The organism is Streptomyces sp. NPDC101160, from assembly GCF_044768205.1.
Lineage (GTDB): Bacteria > Actinomycetota > Actinomycetes > Streptomycetales > Streptomycetaceae > Streptomyces.
Map to the genome: position 1 here is coordinate 558,750 of NZ_JBIWPJ010000007.1, position 19,901 is coordinate 578,650.

Consider the following 19,901-nt stretch of genomic DNA (forward strand, 5'->3'; position numbering starts at 1 on the left):
GCCATCCAGCGTAGAGCGCGGCTCCGCGGGGGCGGCTGTGAGGTAAGGCTCAGTTCGGCACGGGTGGTGTACGTGTCGGCCAATTGCGCCCTCACGTGGCGTGCGTGATCCGGCACGGTTAGTGATGTTCCCAGGTCCGGTTCCGTCGGCTCCGGCCCCTCTGTCACGCACGGAGAGGATGATCATGAGACTCACGTTCCGAGGCCGGTCCGTCCGGAGAGCGGCCGCGGCCCTGGGCGTGGCCGCCCTGCTGGCGGCCGGCTTCTCCCCGGCGGCGGCCGCGGGTGCCGGTCCGGGCGCCGGTCCGGTGGCCGCCCGCGACGCCACCAGGGCCGCCGAGCCCGGCACCGGCTACGCCTGGGGCAGCGACGACGCCGGACGGCTCGGCCGCGGCGTCGGCTCCGGACTGAGCACCACCCCGGTCACCATCTGCGACGGCGCCGGCTGCGCCGGCTCCCTGACCGACGTGGACGCGGTCGACGCCGGAGCCGGCCACGGCGTGGCGCTGCGCGACGACGGCACGGTCTGGACCTGGGGGGCCAACCAGTACGGACAGCTCGGCGACGGAACCACCGACGCGCGGACCACACCCGCCCGGGTGAGCTCCCTCACGGACGTCACCGCGATCGCCGCGGGCGACAACCACACCCTCGCCCTCACGCGTGACGGCCACATCTGGGCCTGGGGACGCAACAACGCGGGCCAGCTGGGCGACGGCTCCACCACCGACCGGCCCTCACCCGTCCAGGTCGCCTGTCTTCCCAATCCGGAGAACGAGTGTTTCGGTTCGTTCGCCGACGTGATCCACATCGCCGCGGGCGGTGAGCACAGCCTCGCCGTGGACGCGTGGGGCCGCCTCGGCGCCTGGGGCAACAACACGGACGGTCAGCTGGGCGACGGCACCACCTCTTCGAGCCCGACCCCGGTCTATGTGCAGGTGGGTGGCGACGTGGTGGCGCTCGCCGCCGGCTCCGCGCACAGTGTGGCGGTCTTCCGCAACGCCGGCCAGGTCTACAGCTGGGGCCGCAACGCCGACGGCCAGGTGGGCGACGGCACCACCGGCGACCGGCTCCTGCCCGGCCCGGTGTGCGCGGTGGGCACCGGTGCCGGCTGCACGAGCTTCCTCACCGGGGCGACCGGCGCCGACGCCGGCGGTGCCCACACCGTGGCGGTGCTCTCCAACGGCGGGGTACGCGCCTGGGGTGACAACGCCTTCGGTCAACTGGGCGACGGCACCACGACGGACCGGACCACGCCCGTCAAGGTCTGCGGGTCCGGGACCGGCGCGGGATGCGCCACCGTCCTGGGCGGGGTGACCTCCGTCTCCGCGGGCGCCTCCTTCAGCCTGAGCCGGCAGAGCGACGGCACCGCCCGCGGCTGGGGCTCCAACGCCTCCGGGCAGCTCGGTGACGCGACCACCACGAACAGGACGACGCCGGTGACGGTCTGCGCTCCCGGCCGGACCGCGCCGTGCTCGCGCCTCCTCGACGGTGTGGGCGCCGTCGGGGCGGGCTCCGACTTCAGCCTGGCGATCGTCAGGACCCGTGCGGACGTGCGGGTCGCGATCGGCGCGGACGAACCCGTCGCCTCCGGGGAGCAGCTGATCTACACGGTCACGGTGCGCAACGACGGGCCGTCGGCGGCGGAGAACGTGTCGCTCAGCAGCACGCTGCCGGGTGCGAGCCGCTTCCAGAGCGCCACGCCGAGCAGAGGGAGCTGCACCGGTCCGCCGGTGGGTTCGTCCGGCACGGTGACGTGCCCGCTCGGCCGGATCGGGGCCGGCGCCCAGGCCACCGTGACCATCCGGGTCACGGTCACCGCGCCGGCCGGAACCATGATCACCAATGCCGTGTCGGTGAGCGCCACCACGCCCGACCCCAAGCAGGTCAACAACACCGCGACGCTCCGGACGCCGGTGAGCTGATGCGTACGAGAGGACGATCGATGAAACGTGCTGTGCGTGGCGGCTCCGCCCTGCGGCGGGCGCTGGTCCTCGGTGCGGCCGGGCTGCTGTGGGTGGGGCTGGCCCCCGGGGAGGCCACCGCGGGGCGGTCGGCCCTGCCCGGCAACGCGATGACCTGGGGAGACAACGCCCTCGGCCAGCTGGGCGACGCGGCCTCCCCGGGCGGCTCCAACGTCCCGGTCACGGTCTGCGGCACCGCCCCCTGTCCGAAGCCCTTGGACAATGTGATCGAAGCCGACGCCGGGGACTGGCACAACATCGCCCTGCGCACCGACGGCACGGTCTGGGCGTGGGGCGACAACGGTGTCGGCCAGCTCGGCGACGGCACCAACGAGGGCAGGAGCGCACCTGTCCGGGTCGGTTCCCTCACCGACGTGACCGCCATCGCCGCGGGTGACAACTACAGCCTCGCCCTGCGCTCGGACGGCACGGTCTGGGCCTGGGGAGACAACTTCCAAGGCCAGCTCGGCAACGGCACCACCACCGACAGCAACGTCCCGGTCCAGGTCTGCGCCGAGAACACCGGGGCCGGCTGCACCAGGTTCCTCACCGGCGTGACCGCGATCTCCGCGGGTGGGGCCCACAGCCTCGCGCTGGACGCCGGGGGCGGCCTGCGGGCCTGGGGCTTCAACGCAGACGGCCGTCTCGGTGACGGCACCACCCAGCAGCGGCTCGTACCGGTCCCCACCTTGCTGACCAGCGGTGTGCGGACCATGTCGGCCGGAGGCTCGCACAGCCTGGCGCTGATGGCGGACCGCACGGTCCGCGCCTGGGGAGGCAACTCCTCGGGTCAGGTCGGCGACGGAACGACGACGAACCGACTTGAACCCGTCCGCGTCTGCGCCGTGGGTACGACCGCCGGCTGCACCACCTACCTCAGCGGTGTGGCCTCGGTCGCCGCGGGCTCGGAGCACAGTCTCGCGGTCCTGTCGGACGGCGGTGTGCGCTCCTGGGGCGACAACTTCAGCGGCCAGCTGGGCAACGGCAGCGCCCGGGGCGCGACCGACAGTCCGGTCCCCGTACGGGTCTGCGCGACGGGCACCATCGGCTTCTGCACGAAGTACCTCGGCGGGGCGACCGCCGTCGCCGCCGGTTTCCGGCACAGTCTGAGCCGGCAGTCCGACGGCACCGTCCGCGCCTGGGGCGAGAACATCTCGGGACAGCTCGGCAACGCCCGCCTTCCGGGAGGCGGAGACACGACGTACGAGACCAACCCCGTCCAGGTGTGCGCTCCCCGGCAGACAGCGCCCTGCTCCCGCATGCTGGACGGTGTCGGTGCGGTCGCGGCGGGCTTCGACCACAGCCTGGCCATCGCCCTGCCGCGCGCGGACCTGAGCGTCACGACGACCTCCGACGCGCCCGTCGCCAACGGCGAGAGCCTCACCTACACGATCACCGTCCGCAACGACGGACCCGCCGCCGCCGACAACGTGGTGCTCGACGACAGCCTGCCCGGTGAGGGACGGTTCTCCAGCGCCACGTCCACCAGGGGCAGTTGCGCCACCGTGCCCCCGACCGGCACGTCCGACACCGTGACCTGTGCGCTGGGGCGCATCGGCCGCGGGGGCCAGGCCACCGTCACCCTCACGGTCACGGTACGGGCCGTCCCCGGCACCGTGATCACGAACAGGGCGACGGTCACGAGCGGCAACCCCGACCCGGACCCGGGCAACAACACCGCGACCCTGGGGACGACGGTGAGCTGACCCCTCCGGGTCCCCATGAGCCCTCGCCTCAGCCCTCTCCGGCCCGCCCCAGGGCCGGAGAGGGCTTCTCCGTGCAGCTCCCGCCGAGCCCTCTGGTCGCGATCTATCGCGTTTCGCTAGGCTGGCTCCGTGGACCTCGAAAAGCAGCCCCAGCAGCCCGAGCGGCAGCAGCCCGAGCAGTCGGCCGCCCCCGCGGCACGGCCCGAATTCGCCGATCCGCAGGGGGCGATGCGGGCCTCGGACGCCGACCGGGACCGGATCGCGGACATCCTCAGGGACGCCCTGGCGGAGGGGCGGCTCGACGCCGAGGAGCACGCGGACCGGATCGACGCCGTGTACCGGGCCAAGACCGTCGGCGAGCTGGAGCCGCTCGTCCGCGACCTGCCCGCCACCGGCCACCGCCCGGAGCCCCTGCCCGGGTACGGGGACGAGGGTGTCGAGGGCCCGGCGGACAACCTGGTCGCCGTGTTCTCGGCCTCCACCCGCAAGGGCCGCTGGCGCGTCGGCCGTCGCACCAACGCCTTCTCGCTGTTCGGCAGCGTCGAGATCGACCTGACCGAGGCGATCTTCGCCCAGCGTCTCACCACCATCAACGCCACCTCGATCTTCGGCAACGTCGAGGTCCGCGTCCCGGAGAACGTGACCCTGCGCGGCAGCGGCACCGGCGTCTTCGGCAACTTCGAGGTCGTCACCTCCGAGGGCGCCGACCCGCAGGCCCCGGTCATCGTCGTCAACGGCTGGTCCGTCTTCGGGAACGTGGAGGCCAAGCCCAAGCGGGGCAAGTGGGTCACCGACCTGCAGAGCAACCTTCAGGCCAAGTTCCGCAAGGATCTCGGTCAGTGATCGGACGACGGCCGGTCGGTGACCCGACGGTGACCGGTCGGTTGATCAGCGGCTGACGCCCGCGTTCCGCTCCGACCGGTGACCGGATTTCGCCGTCCCGTGTCCGCGCTTCGGAACGCCGGGGCACGCAGTGCATAGGCGCACGCACAGCGGGTAGGGCTCGTTGCGTCGCCAATCGCCCCCGCCAGCGGAAGCCGTCGTCAGGAGTAGACCGTGCTGCAGATGCCGCATCAGCCCCTCCGGGTCGCCGCCGTGCCGCCCCAGCGCACCCCCGCCCGGGAGGACGAGGGCGGCCCGTGGCACACGGAGGCGGTGTGCCGCCGGGACGAGGCCGGTCTCTTCTTCGCCCCCTCCAAGGAGCCCACCGCCGCCCGGCTCTCCCGCGAGGAGGCGGCCAAGCGGGTCTGCGCCCGGTGCCCCGTGATGGTCGAGTGCCGCGAGCACGCCCTGCTCCAGCCCGAGCCGTACGGGGTGTGGGGCGGCCTCACCGCCGCCGAGCGCCGCGTCGTCCTCGCCCGGCGCCGCCGCCGGGACGCCGAGCTGCGCAAGGCCGCGGCCGCCGAGCGCGCCGAGCGCATCGCGAAGGCCGGCTGACCGCCGTACCGACGGGTCCGTCGCCCGTACGGGAAGGGGCGCCCCCACCGCACATGGGGGCGCCCCTCTTCGTATCCGTCCTCGGCTGCCGGCCTCGGTCTCAGTTGGCCCGGTCGAAGTCGATCTTGCTGTAGGCGCGCAGCTTCGCGAGCCGGTGCGTCGAGTCGATCTGCCGGATCGTGCCGGACTTCGAGCGCATGACGAGCGACTGCGTGGTCGCCGTCTCGGAGCGGTAGCGCACCCCGCGCAGCAGCTCGCCGTCCGTGATGCCGGTGGCGACGAAGAAGACGTTCTCGCCGGAGACCAGGTCGTTGGTGGAGAGCACCCGGTCCAGGTCGTGCCCGGCGTCCAGGGCCTTCTGCCGCTCGGCGTCGTCCTTCGGCCACAGCTTGCCCTGGATCACACCGCCCAGGCACTTTATGGCGCAGGCCGAGATGATGCCCTCGGGCGTGCCGCCGATGCCCATCAGCAGGTCGACGCCGGTGCCCTCGCGGGCGGCCATGATGGAGCCGGCCACGTCGCCGTCGGAGATGAACTTGATCCGGGCGCCGGTCTCGCGGATCTCCTTGACGATGCCGTCGTGGCGCGGGCGGTCGAGGATGACGACCGTGACGTCCTCGGCGTTCATGCCCTTGGCCTTGGCGACCCGGCGGATGTTGACCGAGGCGGGCGCGTTGATGTCGACGAAGTCGGCGGCCTCGGGGCCGGTGACCAGCTTGTCCATGTAGAAGACCGCGGACGGGTCGAACATGCTGCCGCGGTCGGCGGCGGCGAGCACGGCGATCGCGTTCGGCATGCCCTTGGCGTTGAGCGTGGTGCCGTCGATCGGGTCCACGGCGATGTCGACCTCGGCGCCGGTGCCGTCGCCGACCCGCTCGCCGTTGAAGAGCATCGGCGCCTCGTCCTTCTCGCCCTCGCCGATGACGACCACGCCGTTCATCGAGACGGTGGAGATGAGGGCCCGCATGGCGTTCACCGCCGCGCCGTCCGCGCCGATCTTGTCGCCGCGACCGACCCAGCGGCCCGCGGCCATGGCGGCGGCCTCGGTCACGCGGACCAGTTCGAGGGCGAGGTTGCGGTCGGGGGCCTCGGGGGAGACCTCGAGCTCGGGCGGCAGGTGGTGGTGCTCGGACATCGGTGCGCACCTTTCTGTTACGGCGACGGGCGACGGCCGGAAAAACAAGAGGGTGCCGTGACTCTATCGTCAGGTCGACAAATTGAGCAGAGGGGCCCACGTATGAGCACAACACCATGATGCGACCATGGGGGCGTGGCAGGTAACCAGCGACGCAGGCAGACGGTACGCGGGATGTTCCAGTCCCTCGCGGTGATCGCGGTCGCCGCGGGCGTGATGTACGTCTTCATCCCGCACGACGAGACGGCGACCCCGGTGAAGGCGAAGGACTACCGGGTGGAGCTTCTGACGGCCCAGCGGGCGGCACCGTACCCGGTGCTGGCCCCCGAGGGCCTGGGCGACGGATGGAAGGCGACGGTCGTCTCGTACCAGCGGGAGGACCACAACGCCTGGCGGCTCGGCTTCCTGAGCCCCGACACCCAGTACGTGGCCCTCAACCAGTCGACGGAGGACCCGAAGAAGTTCGTGCCCGCGGTCACCCAGCAGGCCAAGAACTCGGGGAAGACCGAGACGGTGGCCGGGCGGGTCTGGCAGCGCTGGGAGGGCCCGAAGTACGACGCCCTGGTGCGCACCGAGGACGGCGCGACGACGGTCGTGACGGGCACGGCGTCGTTCGAGCGGCTGGCCGAGATGGCGGGCGCGCTCCAGGCGAAGAAGGCGTAGTCCGCCTGCGCGGGCGGAGGTACGGGGAAGGCCCCCGGTGCGATGCACCGGGGGCCTTCCTTCGTACGTGCTGTGCGTACGCCGATCAGACGGTCGTGATGACGTCGTCGTAGGCGAGGCGCGGCTGGCGCGGGAACGGGGAGGCGTCCTCGCCCGGCTTGCCGATGTTGATGACCATCAGCGGGGTGTGGTCGGCGTCCAGGAACTCCTTCTGCACGCCGCCGAAGTCGAGACCGGTCATCGGGCCGGCGGCCAGGCCGGCGGCGCGGATGCCGACGATGAAGTACGCGGCCTGCAGGGCGGCGTTCAGCAGCGCGGACTGCTCGCGGACCGGACGCTCGGAGAAGAAGAGGTCCTTGGCCTGCGGGAAGTGCGGCATCAGGGCGGGCAGCTCCTCGTGGAACTCGTTGTCCGCGGAGAGGATCGCGACCAGCGGGGCGGCCTGGGTCTTCGCCTGGTTGCCCTCGGCCATGTGCTTCACGAGGCGCTCACGGGCCTCCGCGGAGCGGACCAGGGTGATGCGCAGGGGGGTCTGGTTGAAAGCGGTCGGACCGTACTTGACCAGGTCGTAGATCGCCTGGACCTGCTCGTCGGTCACCGGCTCGTCGGTGAACGTGTTGGCAGTGCGGGCCTCACGGAAGAGGAGGTCCTGGGCGGCGGGGTCAAGGGCGAGAGACATGCTGCATACCTTCCGAACTGCACGGGTCGCTCGTCAGGGAGTTCGAGCGATGCCTCGACAGTACGACGGAAGTAGGTGAAGTTTCAACTACTCGCCCTATTTAAAACCGGATAGTGATCCGCTTCACAGGATTCAGTGTACGCGGCCCGCCGGCGCGCTCAACCCCTCGGCGCCCGACCCCTCGGCGCCCGACCTCTCGGCGCCCGACCTCTCGGCGCCCGACCTCTCGGCGCCCGGCCCCTCGGCGCTCAGTCCTCCGCCGCGTCCTGTTCCTGCTCCCGCTCGGCCGCCAGCGAGGCGTCGAGGCGCGCCCGGGCGCCCTCCAGCCAGTGCCGGCACACCTTCGCCAGCTCCTCGCCGCGCTCCCAGAGCGCCAGCGACTCCTCGAGAGTCGTGCCGCCCGCCTCCAGGCGCCGGACGACCTCGATGAGCTCGTCACGGGCCTGTTCGTAGCCGAGTGCAGTCGCAGTCTCGTCCGCGTCCGCGCGCGCTGCCATGCGTTCCACCTTTGTCTGTCGGTTCTCTGTCATGTCTGTGCAGTTCTCTGTACTTCTCGACACTTCCCTGACGTAGGTCCTACGTACGGATCCGACGTCCTACGCGTACGGGCCCGACGTCCTACGAGCGCCGCACCGTGAACTCGCCCGCCGCCACCCGCGCCCGCAGCTCCTCGTCGACCGCGACCTCCGCCGGGTCCCGCACCACCGCGCCGTCCGCCCGCTGGAGCACCGCGTAACCCCGCTCCATCGTGGCCGCGGGCGACAGCGCCCGGACCCGCGCCCGGGTGTGCGAGAGCTCCGAGTCGGCCCGGTCGAGCAGATGCCCCAGGGTCCGCCGGCTGCGCGCGAGCAGCGCGGCCAGCTCGTCCTCGCGGACCTCGACCATCCGCTGCGGGTGCTCCATCACCGGCCGCGCCAGCGCGTGCGCCAGGCCCCGCTCCTCGCGCTCCAGCAGCCCCCGTACGCAGCGCAGCGCGCGGTCCCGCAGACCGCGCACCCGCTCCAGCTCCTCGCCCACGTCCGGGACGACCTTCTTGGCGGCGTCCGTCGGCGTGGATGCCCGCAGGTCCGCGACCAGGTCGAGCAGCGGCGAGTCCGGCTCGTGGCCGATGGCCGACACCAGCGGCGTACGGCAGTCGGCGACCGCCCGGATCAGCTGCTCGTCCGAGAACGGCAGCAGGTCCTCGACGCTGCCGCCGCCGCGCGCCACGACGATCACGTCCACGTCCTCGTGCGCGTCCAGTTCCTTCACCGCCTGGATCACCTGCGGCACCGCCCTCACGCCCTGCACCGCCACGTTGCGCACCTCGAAGCGGACGGCGGGCCAGCGCCGCCGCGCGTTCTCCAGGACGTCCCGCTCGGCCGCCGAGGCGCGGCCGCAGACCAGGCCGATCAGCTGCGGCAGAAACGGCACCGGCTTCTTCCGGTCGAGCGCGAACAGGCCCTCGGCGGCCAGCGTCCGCTTGAGCTGTTCAAGCCGGGCCAGCAGCTCGCCGATGCCGACCGGCCGGATCTCCGCCGCCCGCAGCGACAGCTGCCCGCGCGGCGCGTACCACTCCGGCTTGGCGTGCACGACGACCCGCGCGCCCTCGGAGACGACGTCGGCGACGGCGTCGAAGACCTGCCGGTAGCAGGTCACGTTGATCGAGATGTCGTACGACGGATCGCGCAGCGTCAGGAACACCACCCCGGCACCCGGCCGTCGCGACAACTGGGTGATCTGCCCCTCGACCCAGATCACCCCCAGCCGGTCGATCCACCCCCCGATGAGCCGGGAGACCTCCCCGACGGGCAGCGGCGCTTCGGCGGACGTGTTCAGACCCATGCGCCGAGCGTAACGGGCGGGTGCGACAACGGGACCGGTCGTGCGGCCGAGCCTTGGCCCCGGCCGAGCCTTGGCACCGGGCGTGAATGGGCCCGGGGCCGGCGGTGGCGGTGGCGGTCGGCAAGGCCGGCCCGCGGGTGGGGCGCCGCGCGGCCTGGCGCTCCGCGGTCTGACGCCGCGCGCTCCGGCGCCCACAGGTCCGGTGCCGCGCGGTCTGGCGCCCACGGGCCCGGCGCTGCGCGGTCTGGCGCCCACGGGTCCGGTGCTGCGCGGTCTGGCGCCCACGGGTCCGGTGCTGCGCGGTCTGGCGCCCACGGGTCCGGTGCTGCGCGGTCTGGCGCCCACGGGCCCGGCGCCCACTTGTCCGGCGCCCCGCGCTCCGGCGCCCACCCGTCCCGCCATCCCCCCGGTCACCGCAGCGGCCGTCGCGCTCCCTGCATCGCCAGGACCACGAGGCCGACGCCCAGCCAGATCACGCCCACCACCTGTGCCGACGGTGCCGCCTCCACGATCACCGCGATGAGGATCGCCGCGCCGACCACCGGCGCCACGACGTGGGGCAGCCAGCGCGGCGGGCCCGCCATGCGGCGCAGCGCGAACCAGCCCACCACGCTCGCGTGGAGCAGGACGAAGGCCGTCAGGGCGCCGATGTCGACCACCGAGACGAGATGGTCCAGGCCGTCGGGCTGCCGGGCCGCCCACACCGCCGCGACCATCGTGATCGTCGCCGAGACGAGCAGCGCCACCCGCGGCACGCCCGCGTCCGTGCGGGCCAGCACGTGCGGCAGCCGCCGGTCGCGGCCCATCGCGAACAGCAGCCGCCCGCCCGCCGCCTGCCCGGCGAGCGCCGCGAAGGCCGCGCCGATCGCCTTCGAGACGGCCACCAGGTCGTGCAGCCACCGTCCGACGGCCGCGTCCACCGCGTCGTAGAACGCCGAACCCTGCAGCGCCGGGTCCACCGCCATCGCCTTCGACGAGACCGGCTGCAGCAGCGCCACCAGCCAGGTCTGCGCCACGAACAGCACCCCGGCGAGCGCCAGACAGAACAGCACCGCCCGCGCCACCTTCGCCGAGCCGCCCGTCACCTCCTCGGCGAAGGTCGCGATGGCGTCGAAGCCGAGGTACGACAGGACCGCCACCGACACCGCCGCGAGCACCGCCGCCGCCGAGAACCCGGCGTCCCCGGCGAGCGGCGACCACCAGTCGCGCTGCGCCCCGTCCCGTACGAGCACGACGACCGCCGACACGACGAAGACCAGGAGCACCGCGATCTCCATGGCGAGCACGGCGAGGCCGACCCGCGCCGCCGCCCGCACCCCCCACAGATTGAGCAGCGTCGTGACGACGACCGCGATCGCGGTCCAGATCCATCGGTCCACCTGTGGGACCAGCGCCTCCATCGCGATGCCCGCGAAGAGGTACGCGACGGCCGGGATGAGCAGGTAGTCGAGCATCGCCATCCAGCCGGCGACGAACCCAGCCCCCTCCCCGAGGGCCGTACGGGCGTACGCGAAGACCGAGCCGGCCTGCGGCACGACCCGCACCATCTGCGCGTAACTGAACGCCGTGAACGCCATGGCGACGGTGGCCACCACGTACACGAGTGCGACCGCCCCGTGCGATTTCGCGTCGAGTGTGCCGAAAATGCCGACCGGTGCCATGGGGGCGATGAAGAGGAGCCCGTAGACGACCAGATCACGGAACCCGAGGCTCCGTCGGAGGTGCTCGTGATCGGCCACCCGCGTTTCCTCAGCCATGGCGTCAGTCTCGGCCACCGTGGTGAGGAAACCGCCGACCGACGCGGCCTTACGATGGGACCCATGACTGCGTCGCCCGCAACCAACCGCCCGAAGCGTGTCCTGCTCGCCGCTCCCCGCGGCTACTGCGCGGGCGTGGACCGTGCCGTGATCGCCGTGGAGAAGGCCCTCGAGCAGTACGGGGCCCCCGTGTACGTCCGCCACGAGATCGTCCACAACAAATACGTCGTGCAGACCCTGGAGCGGAAGGGCGCGATCTTCGTCGATCAGGCGACCGAAGTGCCGCCGGGCAACATCGTGATGTTCTCCGCCCACGGTGTCGCCCCGACCGTCCACGAGGAGGCCCGCCAGGGCCGGCTCGCGACGATCGACGCGACCTGCCCGCTGGTCACCAAGGTCCACAAGGAGGCCGTGCGGTTCGCCAACGAGGACTTCGACATCCTCCTCATCGGCCACGAGGGCCACGAGGAGGTCATCGGCACCTCCGGCGAGGCCCCCGACCACATCCAGCTCGTCGACGGCCCCGAGGACGTCGCCAAGGTCGAGGTCCGCGACCCGTCCAAGGTCGTCTGGCTCTCCCAGACCACGCTCTCGGTCGACGAGACCATGGAGACGGTGGACGCGCTGAAGGAGAAGTTCCCGCAGCTGATCTCCCCGCCGTCCGACGACATCTGCTACGCCACGCAGAACCGCCAGACCGCCATCAAGGAGCTCGCCGGCCAGGCCGAGCTGGTCATCGTGGTCGGCTCCAAGAACTCCTCCAACTCGCAGCGCATGGTCGACGTCGCCAAGCAGGCCGGCGCCCCCGCCGCGTACCTCGTCGACTTCGCCAGCGAGATCGACGAGGCCTGGCTGGAAGGCGTCACCAGCGTCGGCCTCTCCTCGGGCGCCTCGGTGCCGGACGTCCTCGTCCAGGAGGTCCTGGAGTGGCTCTCCCAGCGCGGCTACGTGGACGTCGAGCTGGTCAAGACGGCCGACGAGTCGCTGACCTTCTCGCTCCCGAAGGAGCTGCGCGACAAGGACCTCCGGGCCAAGGCGGAGGCGCTGCTCGCCGGCGAGTGAGCACGTCCCACCGGCGAGCACCGAGCGAGCGCCGACGAGCGCCGACGACCTGGTGAATGACGGGTGACGGAGCGCTCCGGCCCGTAACGTTGAGTCCATGAACGTCTTCGGAGTGGACATCGGCGGGTCGGGCATCAAGGGCGCGCCCGTGGACCTGAACCGCGGCGACCTGACCCAGGAGCGCCACAAGGTACTCACCCCGCAGCCCGCGACGCCCGACGACGTCGCGGGCTGCGTCGCCGAGGTGGTCGGCCACTTCGGCTGGTCGGGGTCGGTCGGCGTGACCTTTCCCGGCGTGGTCACCGACTCCACCGTCCGGACCGCCGCCAACGTCGACAAGGCCTGGATCGGCGTCGACGCCGGCCGGCTGCTCCGCGACCGCCTCGGCGGCCTGCCGGTCACCGTCCTGAACGACGCCGACGCGGCCGGCATCGCCGAGATGACCTTCGGCGCGGGCCGCGACAGGAAGGGCACGGTCATCCTGCTCACCCTCGGCACCGGCATCGGCTCCGCCCTCTTCGTCGACGGCACCCTCGTCCCCAACACCGAACTCGGCCACCTGGAGCTCAAGGGCCACGACGCCGAGAAGCGCGCCTCCTCGAAGGCGAGGGAGGACGAGGAGCTGAGCTGGGAGCACTGGGCGACCCGGCGGCTGCGGAAGTACCTGGCGCACGTGGAGATGCTGTTCTCGCCGGAGCTGTTCATCATCGGCGGCGGCGTCAGCCGGAAGGCCGACAAGTTCCTGCCGCTGATCGAGGGCATTCGGGCGGAGATCGTCCCGGCGCAGCTGCAGAACAACGCGGGGATCGTGGGAGCCGCGATGGCGGCGACGGCGACGACGGTGGCGACGGCGGCGAAGCCGTAACGCCGCGACCGTCTCGGTCCGGAGCGCCCCGCGCGGTCAGGCTCTACGGCACCGACCGACCTGTACCGCTACGAGGCGGGCACGGGCCTCGTCACCAAGACCCACCACGCGTTCGACGGCGTCCCGGCCGTCGCCTTCGACCCGGCCCGGGGCGCCCTAGCCGTGGGGCGCCGCCTGGGCCTGCGCCCGGGCCCGGGCCCGCTGCTCCTGGCGGCGGCCCATGTCCCGTACCTTCCGGACGCTCGCGATGACACCGGCGACGAGCGTCCCCCCGTACAGCCACCCGGCGTGCACGGCGAGCGCCGTCACGAGGGCCATCGCCTGGCCGCCGACCCCGCCCGTACCGCCCGAGATCGGCACGACGCCCACCGCGAAGGCGATGGGCACGCTGATCGGGGCGGTGACCAGGTCGGCGGTCCGCACCCACAGCGCGGTCAGGGCACTCACCGGCAGGAAGAGCAGCCCGAAGGCGAGCGGGGAGCTGTCGAGGAGCAGCCAGTCGAGGAAGCCGACCACCAGCATCACGGCCGAGGCGAAGAGCCCGGCGCCGAGACCGGTGAGCCGGGGGTTGGGCAGCCTGCGCAGCGCGACGACCAGCGGCGGCGCGGGCCGGGCCGGCCGCTCGACCCGGGGCCGGCCGGGACGCGGCTTGGCGGCGACCCGGTAGACCGCGGCACCCTGGACGAGGGCGCCGGGCGGCGCCAGGGGGCTCTGCGGGTTCTGCGGCCCCTGCGGCCCCTGCGGCCGGCCCGCGGCGGGGCGTCGGGCCTGCGGCTTGCGTGTCCTGTGCTGCTCCACCCCACCAACGTAGGTCGGAAGGGGCCGGGAAGACGGTGCGGGACACGCCCTTTGGGTGACCTTGGCGCGAAGAGCGCCGTCATGGCCAGGTTCGGTGCCCCCGTAAACTGGGGGATCGCCCCACCTCCACTCCTCCTAGGGAAGTCGCCACCGTGTCGCTCACGATCGGAATCGTCGGCCTGCCGAACGTCGGCAAGTCGACCCTGTTCAACGCCCTGACCAAGAACGACGTGCTGGCGGCCAACTACCCGTTCGCCACGATCGAGCCGAACGTCGGCGTCGTCGGCGTCCCGGACCCCCGCCTGGACAAGCTCGCCGAGGTCTTCAGCTCGCAGCGCATCCTCCCCGCCACGGTCGACTTCGTCGACATCGCCGGCATCGTGCGCGGCGCGAGCGAGGGCGAGGGCCTGGGCAACAAGTTCCTGGCGAACATCCGCGAGTCGGACGCGATCTGCCAGGTCATCCGCGCCTTCAAGGACGAGAACGTCGTCCACGTCGACGGCAAGGTCTCGCCGAAGGACGACATCGAGACGATCAACACCGAGCTGATCCTCGCCGACCTCCAGACCATCGAGAAGGTCCTGCCGCGCCTCCAGAAGGAATCCCGGATCAAGAAGGACGTGGCGCCCAAGGTCGCCGCGGTCGAGGCGGCGAAGGAGCTCCTGGAGAAGGGCGACACCCTCTTCTCGGCGGGCATCGTCCAGGGCTCGGAGAAGGCGGAGCTGCTCCACGACCTCCACCTGCTCACCACCAAGCCCTTCCTCTACGTCTTCAACGTCGACGAGGACGAGCTGACCGACGAGGCCTTCAAGGACGAGCAGCGCGCCCTGGTCGCCCCCGCCGAGGCGATCTTCCTCAACGCCAAGCTGGAGGCGGACCTCGCCGAGCTCGACGAGGCGGACGCCATGGAGCTCCTCCAGTCCGTCGGCGCCGAGGAGCCCGGCCTCGCCACCCTCGCCCGCGTCGGCTTCGACACCCTCGGCCTGCAGACCTACCTGACGGCCGGCCCCAAGGAAGCCCGCGCCTGGACCATCAAGAAGGGCGCCACCGCCCCCGAGGCCGCCGGTGTCATCCACACCGACTTCCAGAAGGGCTTCATCAAGGCCGAGGTCATCTCCTTCGCCGACCTCGTCGCCACCGGCTCGGTGGCAGAGGCCCGCGCCGCCGGCAAGGCGCGCATGGAGGGCAAGGAGTACGTCATGCAGGACGGCGACGTCGTGGAGTTCCGCTTCAACGTCTAATGCGCTACATAGCACCACATTGCTGATCTGGCAAACATGCAGGTCAGAAGGGGTCCACCTCTCCCGGGGTGGACCCCTAGCTTTTCACCGTGCTGGATAGGTGCTGGATAATCTGACACCTCGTCACCCGTCATCACCCGTCATCACCCGCACCGTGCTGGATCGGTGCTGGATGGTTCCTGGGCCGGTGTCGTCACGACAGAGCCCCGGCCCGTTCACCTCCGGGGAGGGACGAGTCGGGGCTCAGAGAGCGCCTACGGCTTCCGGTGCCGGCCCTTGCCTGGGGCGAGCGGCTGCCTCCCGGGGCCGAGAGCAGGCGCCGAAGGCTTGTTGGTTTCAGGGTGCAGAATGCGCTTCGCCTCAGCGAGGTTGGACGCGAACCCGTGGGGCTCCCAGGCGTGACCGCTCCAGCGCTCGATGGCACGTGGCGCGTCCGGGTTCAGGTGCGCCCCCCTGGGGCCGTCGCCCGACACGATGGGCACAGCCCGCAGGCGGCCGATCTTCGCGTCCCGGCGCTCCAACCACTCCGACAGCGGTTCGTCGTCCATTCCGCCAACCTAGTGGTCGCTGAGCCCCGTCACGGGCTGTCCATTGAGGGCTTGGGCAATCTGCCATAGCTGGCCGCCGCGAGACGCCTTGACAAGCACCACGTCGTCGGGCTGGAGGATCGAGTCGAGATAGGCCGCGGCGGTCGCGTTGTCGCCGACGAACGCGATGTCTGGGACGCCCGCCGCTCCTGCTGCGAGGGCGAGCTGTTTCGCAAGGGCCCCGCCGACCGCTACGACGAGATCGACGCCGCTCTCGGCTGCGAAGCGACCAATCTCGCGGTGGGCCTCTACTCCCTCGTCGCCCAGCTCCAGCATCTCACCGAGCACAGCGATCCTCCGACCGCCTGCGGCCTCGGCCGTGCCGTCGCCTGTCTCGGGCATCAAAACTCTCCAGTGGTGGTCAGGGGTGCGAAGGTGATGGCGCGACCCGTGTATGACGCGGACAAGCGACTGAGGAGGACCCGATCATGTGCTTGGCCCCAAGCCGACGGGTCTCGGAAGAGGATCGTCGGATCGGGGCCGTCCTCGTAGCCGCGCAGGATGACGAGGTGGCCGCCTGATCGGCCGTCGTCGGGGAACTGCTCGGTCACGGACGCGATGAGGGGGGCGTCAGCTAGGCGGCCGAGCAGCGTTTCATTGGGGACGGGTTCTGCCAGGCCGGGAACACCTAGTTCGGTCGACAGGCTCGCGATCCCCGCGTGAAGTGCTCCACGCGGGGTCAGAACCTCGTGCTTCACGGCGAGCTTCAGAAGTTCCGTCACCGTGGGCGCCTCCCGCCCGTAGGCGAGCAGGATCATTCTCAGCGATGCCAGGCCACACGCCCGGTTGGACCATTCGATCCTGTCTCCCAGTGCCCACCCTCCGTGGAGATCCCATTCGGCGGGGGTGATGAGCTGTCGGCACATGGGGACATAGTGGGCGCGCGGCACAGCGGCATTGCTCCTACAGGGAGACGGCAGCCTCCCGCGTCACCGTGGTGCTGGAGAACACGGGAGTGGGCAGGGGGACATCGTACGGCGGCCGAGCCAGGGCCTCATGAAGCATCGCCAGTACGACATCAGTGTGCGTGAGCCCGACCATCGCCGCCCCGACCGTGAAGTTGCTGTCACGGGACATGCCCGGCGTGCTGTTGACCTCCAGCACGTACGCGTCGCCGTCCTCGGTGACGATGAAGTCGATGCGGGCCGAGCCGCGCAGCCCGAGCCCGTTCCACAGACGCGTGGCGTGCTCGTTGACCTTGTCCAGCACCTCGGGGGCCAGCTCCGCGGCCCGGACGGTTACGCCGCCCCTGGAGTCCACGTCGAGCTTCGTGTCGGCGTCGTAGAACTCCGCATCGGTCGCCTCGGTCGCCAGCGGGGGGAACGCGACGACTTCGCCCCCGGGCAGCTCCAGCATGCCGACGGTCAGCGGCGTACCGGTCAGATACTCCTCGACGAGTACCGCGTCACCTTCCGTGCCGGCCGCGTCCTCCAGGGCCTTGGCGAGTTCCGCCTGCTCTCGGACCAGGCTCATGCCAACGCTCGACCCGCCGAAGGGCGGCTTCACCATCACGGGCCGTCCGCTCCAGTTGACCGTGCCCCCGGGAGACCACGCCCACCAGCCCGGCGTGGGGACGCCGAGCGTCAGCATCACGCGCTTGCAGAGGATCTTGTCGGCGGCCACTGCGGATGCTCCGACCCCGCTGCCGCAGTACGGCACGCGCAGGTAGTCGAGCAGACCTTGCAGGCGCCCGTCCTCGCCGTACGGGCCGTGGAGGTTCGACAGGGCCACCTCGTACGTGGACAGCTCCATGATGAAGTCCGTCTCGCACGGGTTCAGCTCCCGCCAGCGAGCCCCGATCTCGTCCAGCGCCTCGGACAGCGCGGTCACGGACCGCTGGTCCACGGGGCACTTCGAGTGGTAGAGCCGGTCCTCGGCCGACACCGGGCCGTAGATCAGGGCGACCCTGAGCCCCTGGTGGTCGCGCTGCCAGTCGCGAAGTTTCGCGGTGGCCTCCTGCACCGCGGCTTCCGAGCTGGAGGTGAGGAAGAGAGTCATGCGAGCACCCCTTCGAAGGTGTTGGTGACCGGGCCTCCGACCCACTGCGTCTGCTTGGGTCGGCTGCTGTGGGAACGGACCGTGAGCGGTTCGCCGGCACGGTTGTGGACAGTGACGGAGCGCGGGCCTACGAGTCCGCGCATCCTGGCGATGACGACCGCCGCAACGGCTCCACTGCCGCACGACAGGGTTTCCGCTTCGACACCGCGTTCGTACGTCCGGATCTTGAGTGCCTGGTCACCGAACGGCTGGACGAAGTTGACGTTGGTCCCCAAAGGCGCGAGGGCGGCATGGTGGCGGATGAGGCGGCCGACCGTAACCGCCTCGATGGCGTCCGCGTCATCCACAATGGCGACGACGTGCTCGGTGCCGGTGTGCACACTGTCGAACCAGGTCGGCTTGCCGTTGATCACGGTCTGCACGCGACGCGGGTCGATCATGCCAACCTCGGCCGTGACCCACACGGAGTCGTCGGTGACGCGAGCGTCGTGCATGACCCCTGCCATGCGGAGGCGCATCTCGCTGAAGCCGTGGTCCTGGTGCGCGGCCCAGGCGGAGCACCGGAGTGCATTGCCGCACATCGTGGCGACCGAGCCGTCCGCGTTGAAGCAGTCGACTTCGAGAACGGTCGGTTCATCGGTGACCAGGCTGCTGATGACAAGGCCGTCCGCACCGACGCCGGTACGTCTGGCGCAGAGGCGTTCGGCCTCCTTGGGCCACTCCCTCTTGTCGGCCGGGGCCAGGTCGGTCAGCAGGACGAAGTCGTTCCCTGCCCCGTGAATCTTGCGGAAGCGCATGGCGAAGCTCCTCGCGGCGTGAGGTGAGAAGGGTCGAGAGATACGCGGATGCGTTCTGGTCAGAGGAGTTCGAGGGGCCGGTAGATGGTCCGGGGCTGGCGCATGATCACTGGCGCACGCCCGGCGAAGTGCAAGACGCGGTGAGCCGATGTGCCGGCGGCCCTCATGTCCCGGACACGTTGAAACGCTCCATCGAGGTACAGGAAGTCGCCTATGCGCACGTCGCCCGGTGGCCTGTTCCGCTGCTCGACTGTCCCAACAGGGGGAGTCGGCTTGGCTGGCGGTTCCGCGGCCCTGCGCTCGTACATCAGCCCCTCCAGATGGCGAAGAGGAGGGTGCCGCCGAGAGCCACGAGGCTGGCAAGGTAGGCGAGCTGTTCGTTTCGGGGGCTCATCAGGTTCCGATCAGGAGGGTCTCCAGGCGGTCACGGAGCGCCGGTATGGCGACTTCGGACAGCGGCACCCAGGCCGCGTAGCCCCTTTCGAGCACCGACGAGTGCACGGCGCCCGCGTGTGCCCGGAAGAGGTAACGAATGCCGACCCGGAGGCGAGGGCCATACCCGTGCTGACTCGCGGGCGTCACGTCGACCAGGAAGGGGCCTTCGTTTCCGGGGTGCGTCCACACGTCTCGGATGCCGACCTCCTCGACCAGCAGGCGGAGGGCTGCCTCGCTGAGCGAGTCGTCCTGGTCCTCCGGTTCGGCCTCCGCGAGGGCGTAGCCACCCTGATGCCGCAGGCACAGGACGCGGCCCCGCTCGTCGACGACGACGGCCGCCGTCATCACGAGCGGACAGCGCTGATCGTGCGTGCAGGCTCGGCGCCGCGAGTGGTCGAGGGCGGCGTCGTACACCGGCATCAACGCCATCTGGTCGCCCTGGTGTTCGTGGAGATAGTGGGAGAGCTCCCGGATGATCTGGTCTTCCTTAACGCTCATGGCGCGCCCAGCCCGTTGCGCTCGGCGTAGACCCAGAGCAGCCGCCGCGTGAGCGTAGCGACGTCCCGGGCGTAGAGCCACGCCCCGAAGGTCGGCGTCTCCGCGGTCGGGCGCTCCTTGGAGTCGATCAGGGTAAGTCCCTTGCGGACGAGCTGCTGAACCTCGGCGTCCTCGTCCGCCCCCAGGTCCTGGTTGAGCAGGAGGTTCAGGTGTTGGACGACTGCCGGCGTGACCTCGTCGATGTCCTCGCGGGTCGTGGACCCCATCCGCATCGCGAGGATCGAATCCGTGCGTAAGGAAATTCCTTCGGTGTCGACGGGGGGATTCTCGGCCGATTCCTCGGCCGCCCCCAACGCCTTGCCGGTACTTGCCAAAGCCATCCCAGCCTCCTCCGGGCAAGTTCTGGAGCCGTGGCATCAAGCTACGGATGGAGATATCCGGAGCACCAGGAAATTG

General features: G+C 71.2%; 21 protein-coding genes. 8 read left to right on the forward strand and 13 right to left on the reverse strand.

Annotation, left to right across the window (positions count from 1 at the left end; genetic code table 11):
* Positions 1-184: 184 nt before the first annotated feature.
* The 4 genes from ACIRSU_RS25300 to ACIRSU_RS25315 all read left to right on the forward strand — a co-directional run bounded on the left by ACIRSU_RS25300 (position 185) and on the right by ACIRSU_RS25315 (position 5,106).
* Positions 185-1,924, forward strand: a complete 1,740-nt coding sequence (locus ACIRSU_RS25300; RefSeq protein ID WP_403796201.1) for a hypothetical protein — start codon at positions 185-187, stop codon at positions 1,922-1,924.
* A 20-nt stretch (positions 1,925-1,944) separates the two neighbouring features.
* The gene (locus ACIRSU_RS25305) at positions 1,945-3,669 is read left to right on the forward strand and encodes a hypothetical protein (protein ID WP_403796203.1); all 1,725 of its coding nucleotides are present in this window, start codon (positions 1,945-1,947) and stop codon (positions 3,667-3,669) included.
* Between the two features lie 129 nt (positions 3,670-3,798).
* The gene (locus ACIRSU_RS25310) at positions 3,799-4,512 is read left to right on the forward strand and encodes a DUF1707 domain-containing protein (RefSeq protein ID WP_403796206.1); all 714 of its coding nucleotides are present in this window, start codon (positions 3,799-3,801) and stop codon (positions 4,510-4,512) included.
* A 213-nt stretch (positions 4,513-4,725) separates the two neighbouring features.
* Positions 4,726-5,106 carry a WhiB family transcriptional regulator gene (locus ACIRSU_RS25315; protein WP_403796208.1) on the forward strand — a complete coding sequence of 127 codons (381 nt, stop codon included), beginning with the start codon at positions 4,726-4,728 and terminating at the stop codon, positions 5,104-5,106.
* A gap of 100 nt (positions 5,107-5,206) precedes the next feature.
* Here the strand turns inward: ACIRSU_RS25315 and glpX are convergent, their stop codons facing one another.
* On the reverse strand, positions 5,207-6,241 hold the full coding sequence (gene glpX, locus ACIRSU_RS25320; protein ID WP_403796211.1) for a class II fructose-bisphosphatase: 1,035 nt from the start codon (positions 6,239-6,241) through the stop codon (positions 5,207-5,209).
* 135 nt (positions 6,242-6,376) lie between these two features.
* Here glpX and ACIRSU_RS25325 point away from each other — a divergent pair, with 135 nt between their 5' ends.
* Positions 6,377-6,904, forward strand: coding sequence for a DUF4245 domain-containing protein (locus tag ACIRSU_RS25325; RefSeq protein ID WP_403796212.1), 528 nt, complete (start codon positions 6,377-6,379; stop codon positions 6,902-6,904).
* A gap of 85 nt (positions 6,905-6,989) precedes the next feature.
* Here ACIRSU_RS25325 and ACIRSU_RS25330 read toward each other — a convergent pair whose 3' ends face one another.
* The 4 genes from ACIRSU_RS25330 to ACIRSU_RS25345 all read right to left on the reverse strand — a co-directional run bounded on the left by ACIRSU_RS25330 (position 6,990) and on the right by ACIRSU_RS25345 (position 11,164).
* Positions 6,990-7,583, reverse strand: a complete 594-nt coding sequence (locus tag ACIRSU_RS25330) for a malonic semialdehyde reductase (protein ID WP_403796215.1) — start codon at positions 7,581-7,583, stop codon at positions 6,990-6,992.
* Between the two features lie 248 nt (positions 7,584-7,831).
* Positions 7,832-8,080 (reverse strand): exodeoxyribonuclease VII small subunit, encoded by a 249-nt coding sequence (locus ACIRSU_RS25335; RefSeq protein ID WP_403796218.1) that lies wholly within the window; start codon positions 8,078-8,080, stop codon positions 7,832-7,834.
* Positions 8,081-8,201: 121 nt separating this feature from the next.
* The gene (gene xseA, locus ACIRSU_RS25340) at positions 8,202-9,407 is read right to left on the reverse strand and encodes an exodeoxyribonuclease VII large subunit (protein ID WP_403796221.1); all 1,206 of its coding nucleotides are present in this window, start codon (positions 9,405-9,407) and stop codon (positions 8,202-8,204) included.
* 410 nt (positions 9,408-9,817) lie between these two features.
* Positions 9,818-11,164, reverse strand: a complete 1,347-nt coding sequence (locus ACIRSU_RS25345) for an APC family permease (protein ID WP_403796223.1) — start codon at positions 11,162-11,164, stop codon at positions 9,818-9,820.
* A gap of 54 nt (positions 11,165-11,218) precedes the next feature.
* Between ACIRSU_RS25345 and ACIRSU_RS25350 the strand changes: the two genes are divergently transcribed.
* Together ACIRSU_RS25350 and ppgK are read left to right on the forward strand one after the other, a co-directional pair.
* Positions 11,219-12,226, forward strand: a complete 1,008-nt coding sequence (locus ACIRSU_RS25350; protein WP_403796226.1) for a 4-hydroxy-3-methylbut-2-enyl diphosphate reductase — start codon at positions 11,219-11,221, stop codon at positions 12,224-12,226.
* A 97-nt stretch (positions 12,227-12,323) separates the two neighbouring features.
* Positions 12,324-13,091 (forward strand): polyphosphate--glucose phosphotransferase, encoded by a 768-nt coding sequence (gene ppgK, locus ACIRSU_RS25355; RefSeq protein WP_403796229.1) that lies wholly within the window; start codon positions 12,324-12,326, stop codon positions 13,089-13,091.
* Between the two features lie 156 nt (positions 13,092-13,247).
* On the opposite strand, the gene ACIRSU_RS25360 is transcribed toward ppgK, so the two are convergent.
* On the reverse strand, positions 13,248-13,889 hold the full coding sequence (locus ACIRSU_RS25360; protein WP_403796231.1) for a DUF6542 domain-containing protein: 642 nt from the start codon (positions 13,887-13,889) through the stop codon (positions 13,248-13,250).
* A gap of 152 nt (positions 13,890-14,041) precedes the next feature.
* On the opposite strand from ACIRSU_RS25360, the gene ychF reads away from it, so the two are divergent.
* Positions 14,042-15,130: a redox-regulated ATPase YchF gene (gene ychF, locus ACIRSU_RS25365; protein ID WP_403796234.1), complete on the forward strand. Its 1,089-nt coding sequence runs from the start codon at positions 14,042-14,044 to the stop codon at positions 15,128-15,130.
* A 254-nt stretch (positions 15,131-15,384) separates the two neighbouring features.
* Here the strand turns inward: ychF and ACIRSU_RS25370 are convergent, their stop codons facing one another.
* From ACIRSU_RS25370 to ACIRSU_RS25400, 7 genes are all read right to left on the reverse strand, one after another.
* Positions 15,385-15,678, reverse strand: coding sequence for a DUF6087 family protein (locus ACIRSU_RS25370; protein WP_403796237.1), 294 nt, complete (start codon positions 15,676-15,678; stop codon positions 15,385-15,387).
* 9 nt (positions 15,679-15,687) lie between these two features.
* A complete protein-coding gene (locus ACIRSU_RS25375) occupies positions 15,688-16,059 on the reverse strand; it encodes a glutamate ligase domain-containing protein (protein WP_403796239.1) in 372 nt (123 codons plus the stop codon).
* Positions 16,059-16,583: a C39 family peptidase gene (locus ACIRSU_RS25380; RefSeq protein ID WP_403796242.1), complete on the reverse strand. Its 525-nt coding sequence runs from the start codon at positions 16,581-16,583 to the stop codon at positions 16,059-16,061. Before ACIRSU_RS25380 ends, ACIRSU_RS25375 begins: the two co-directional genes overlap by 1 nt.
* Before the next feature lie 37 nt (positions 16,584-16,620).
* Positions 16,621-17,715 (reverse strand): ATP-grasp domain-containing protein, encoded by a 1,095-nt coding sequence (locus ACIRSU_RS25385; RefSeq protein ID WP_403796244.1) that lies wholly within the window; start codon positions 17,713-17,715, stop codon positions 16,621-16,623.
* A complete protein-coding gene (dapF, locus tag ACIRSU_RS25390) occupies positions 17,712-18,512 on the reverse strand; it encodes a diaminopimelate epimerase (protein ID WP_403796247.1) in 801 nt (266 codons plus the stop codon). The genes ACIRSU_RS25385 and dapF overlap by 4 nt, the downstream gene beginning before the upstream one ends.
* Positions 18,513-18,905: 393 nt before the next feature.
* The gene (locus ACIRSU_RS25395; protein WP_403796250.1) at positions 18,906-19,445 is read right to left on the reverse strand and encodes an NUDIX hydrolase; all 540 of its coding nucleotides are present in this window, start codon (positions 19,443-19,445) and stop codon (positions 18,906-18,908) included.
* The gene (locus ACIRSU_RS25400) at positions 19,442-19,825 is read right to left on the reverse strand and encodes a hypothetical protein (protein ID WP_403796252.1); all 384 of its coding nucleotides are present in this window, start codon (positions 19,823-19,825) and stop codon (positions 19,442-19,444) included. The genes ACIRSU_RS25395 and ACIRSU_RS25400 overlap by 4 nt, the downstream gene beginning before the upstream one ends.
* Positions 19,826-19,901 lie beyond the last annotated feature (76 nt).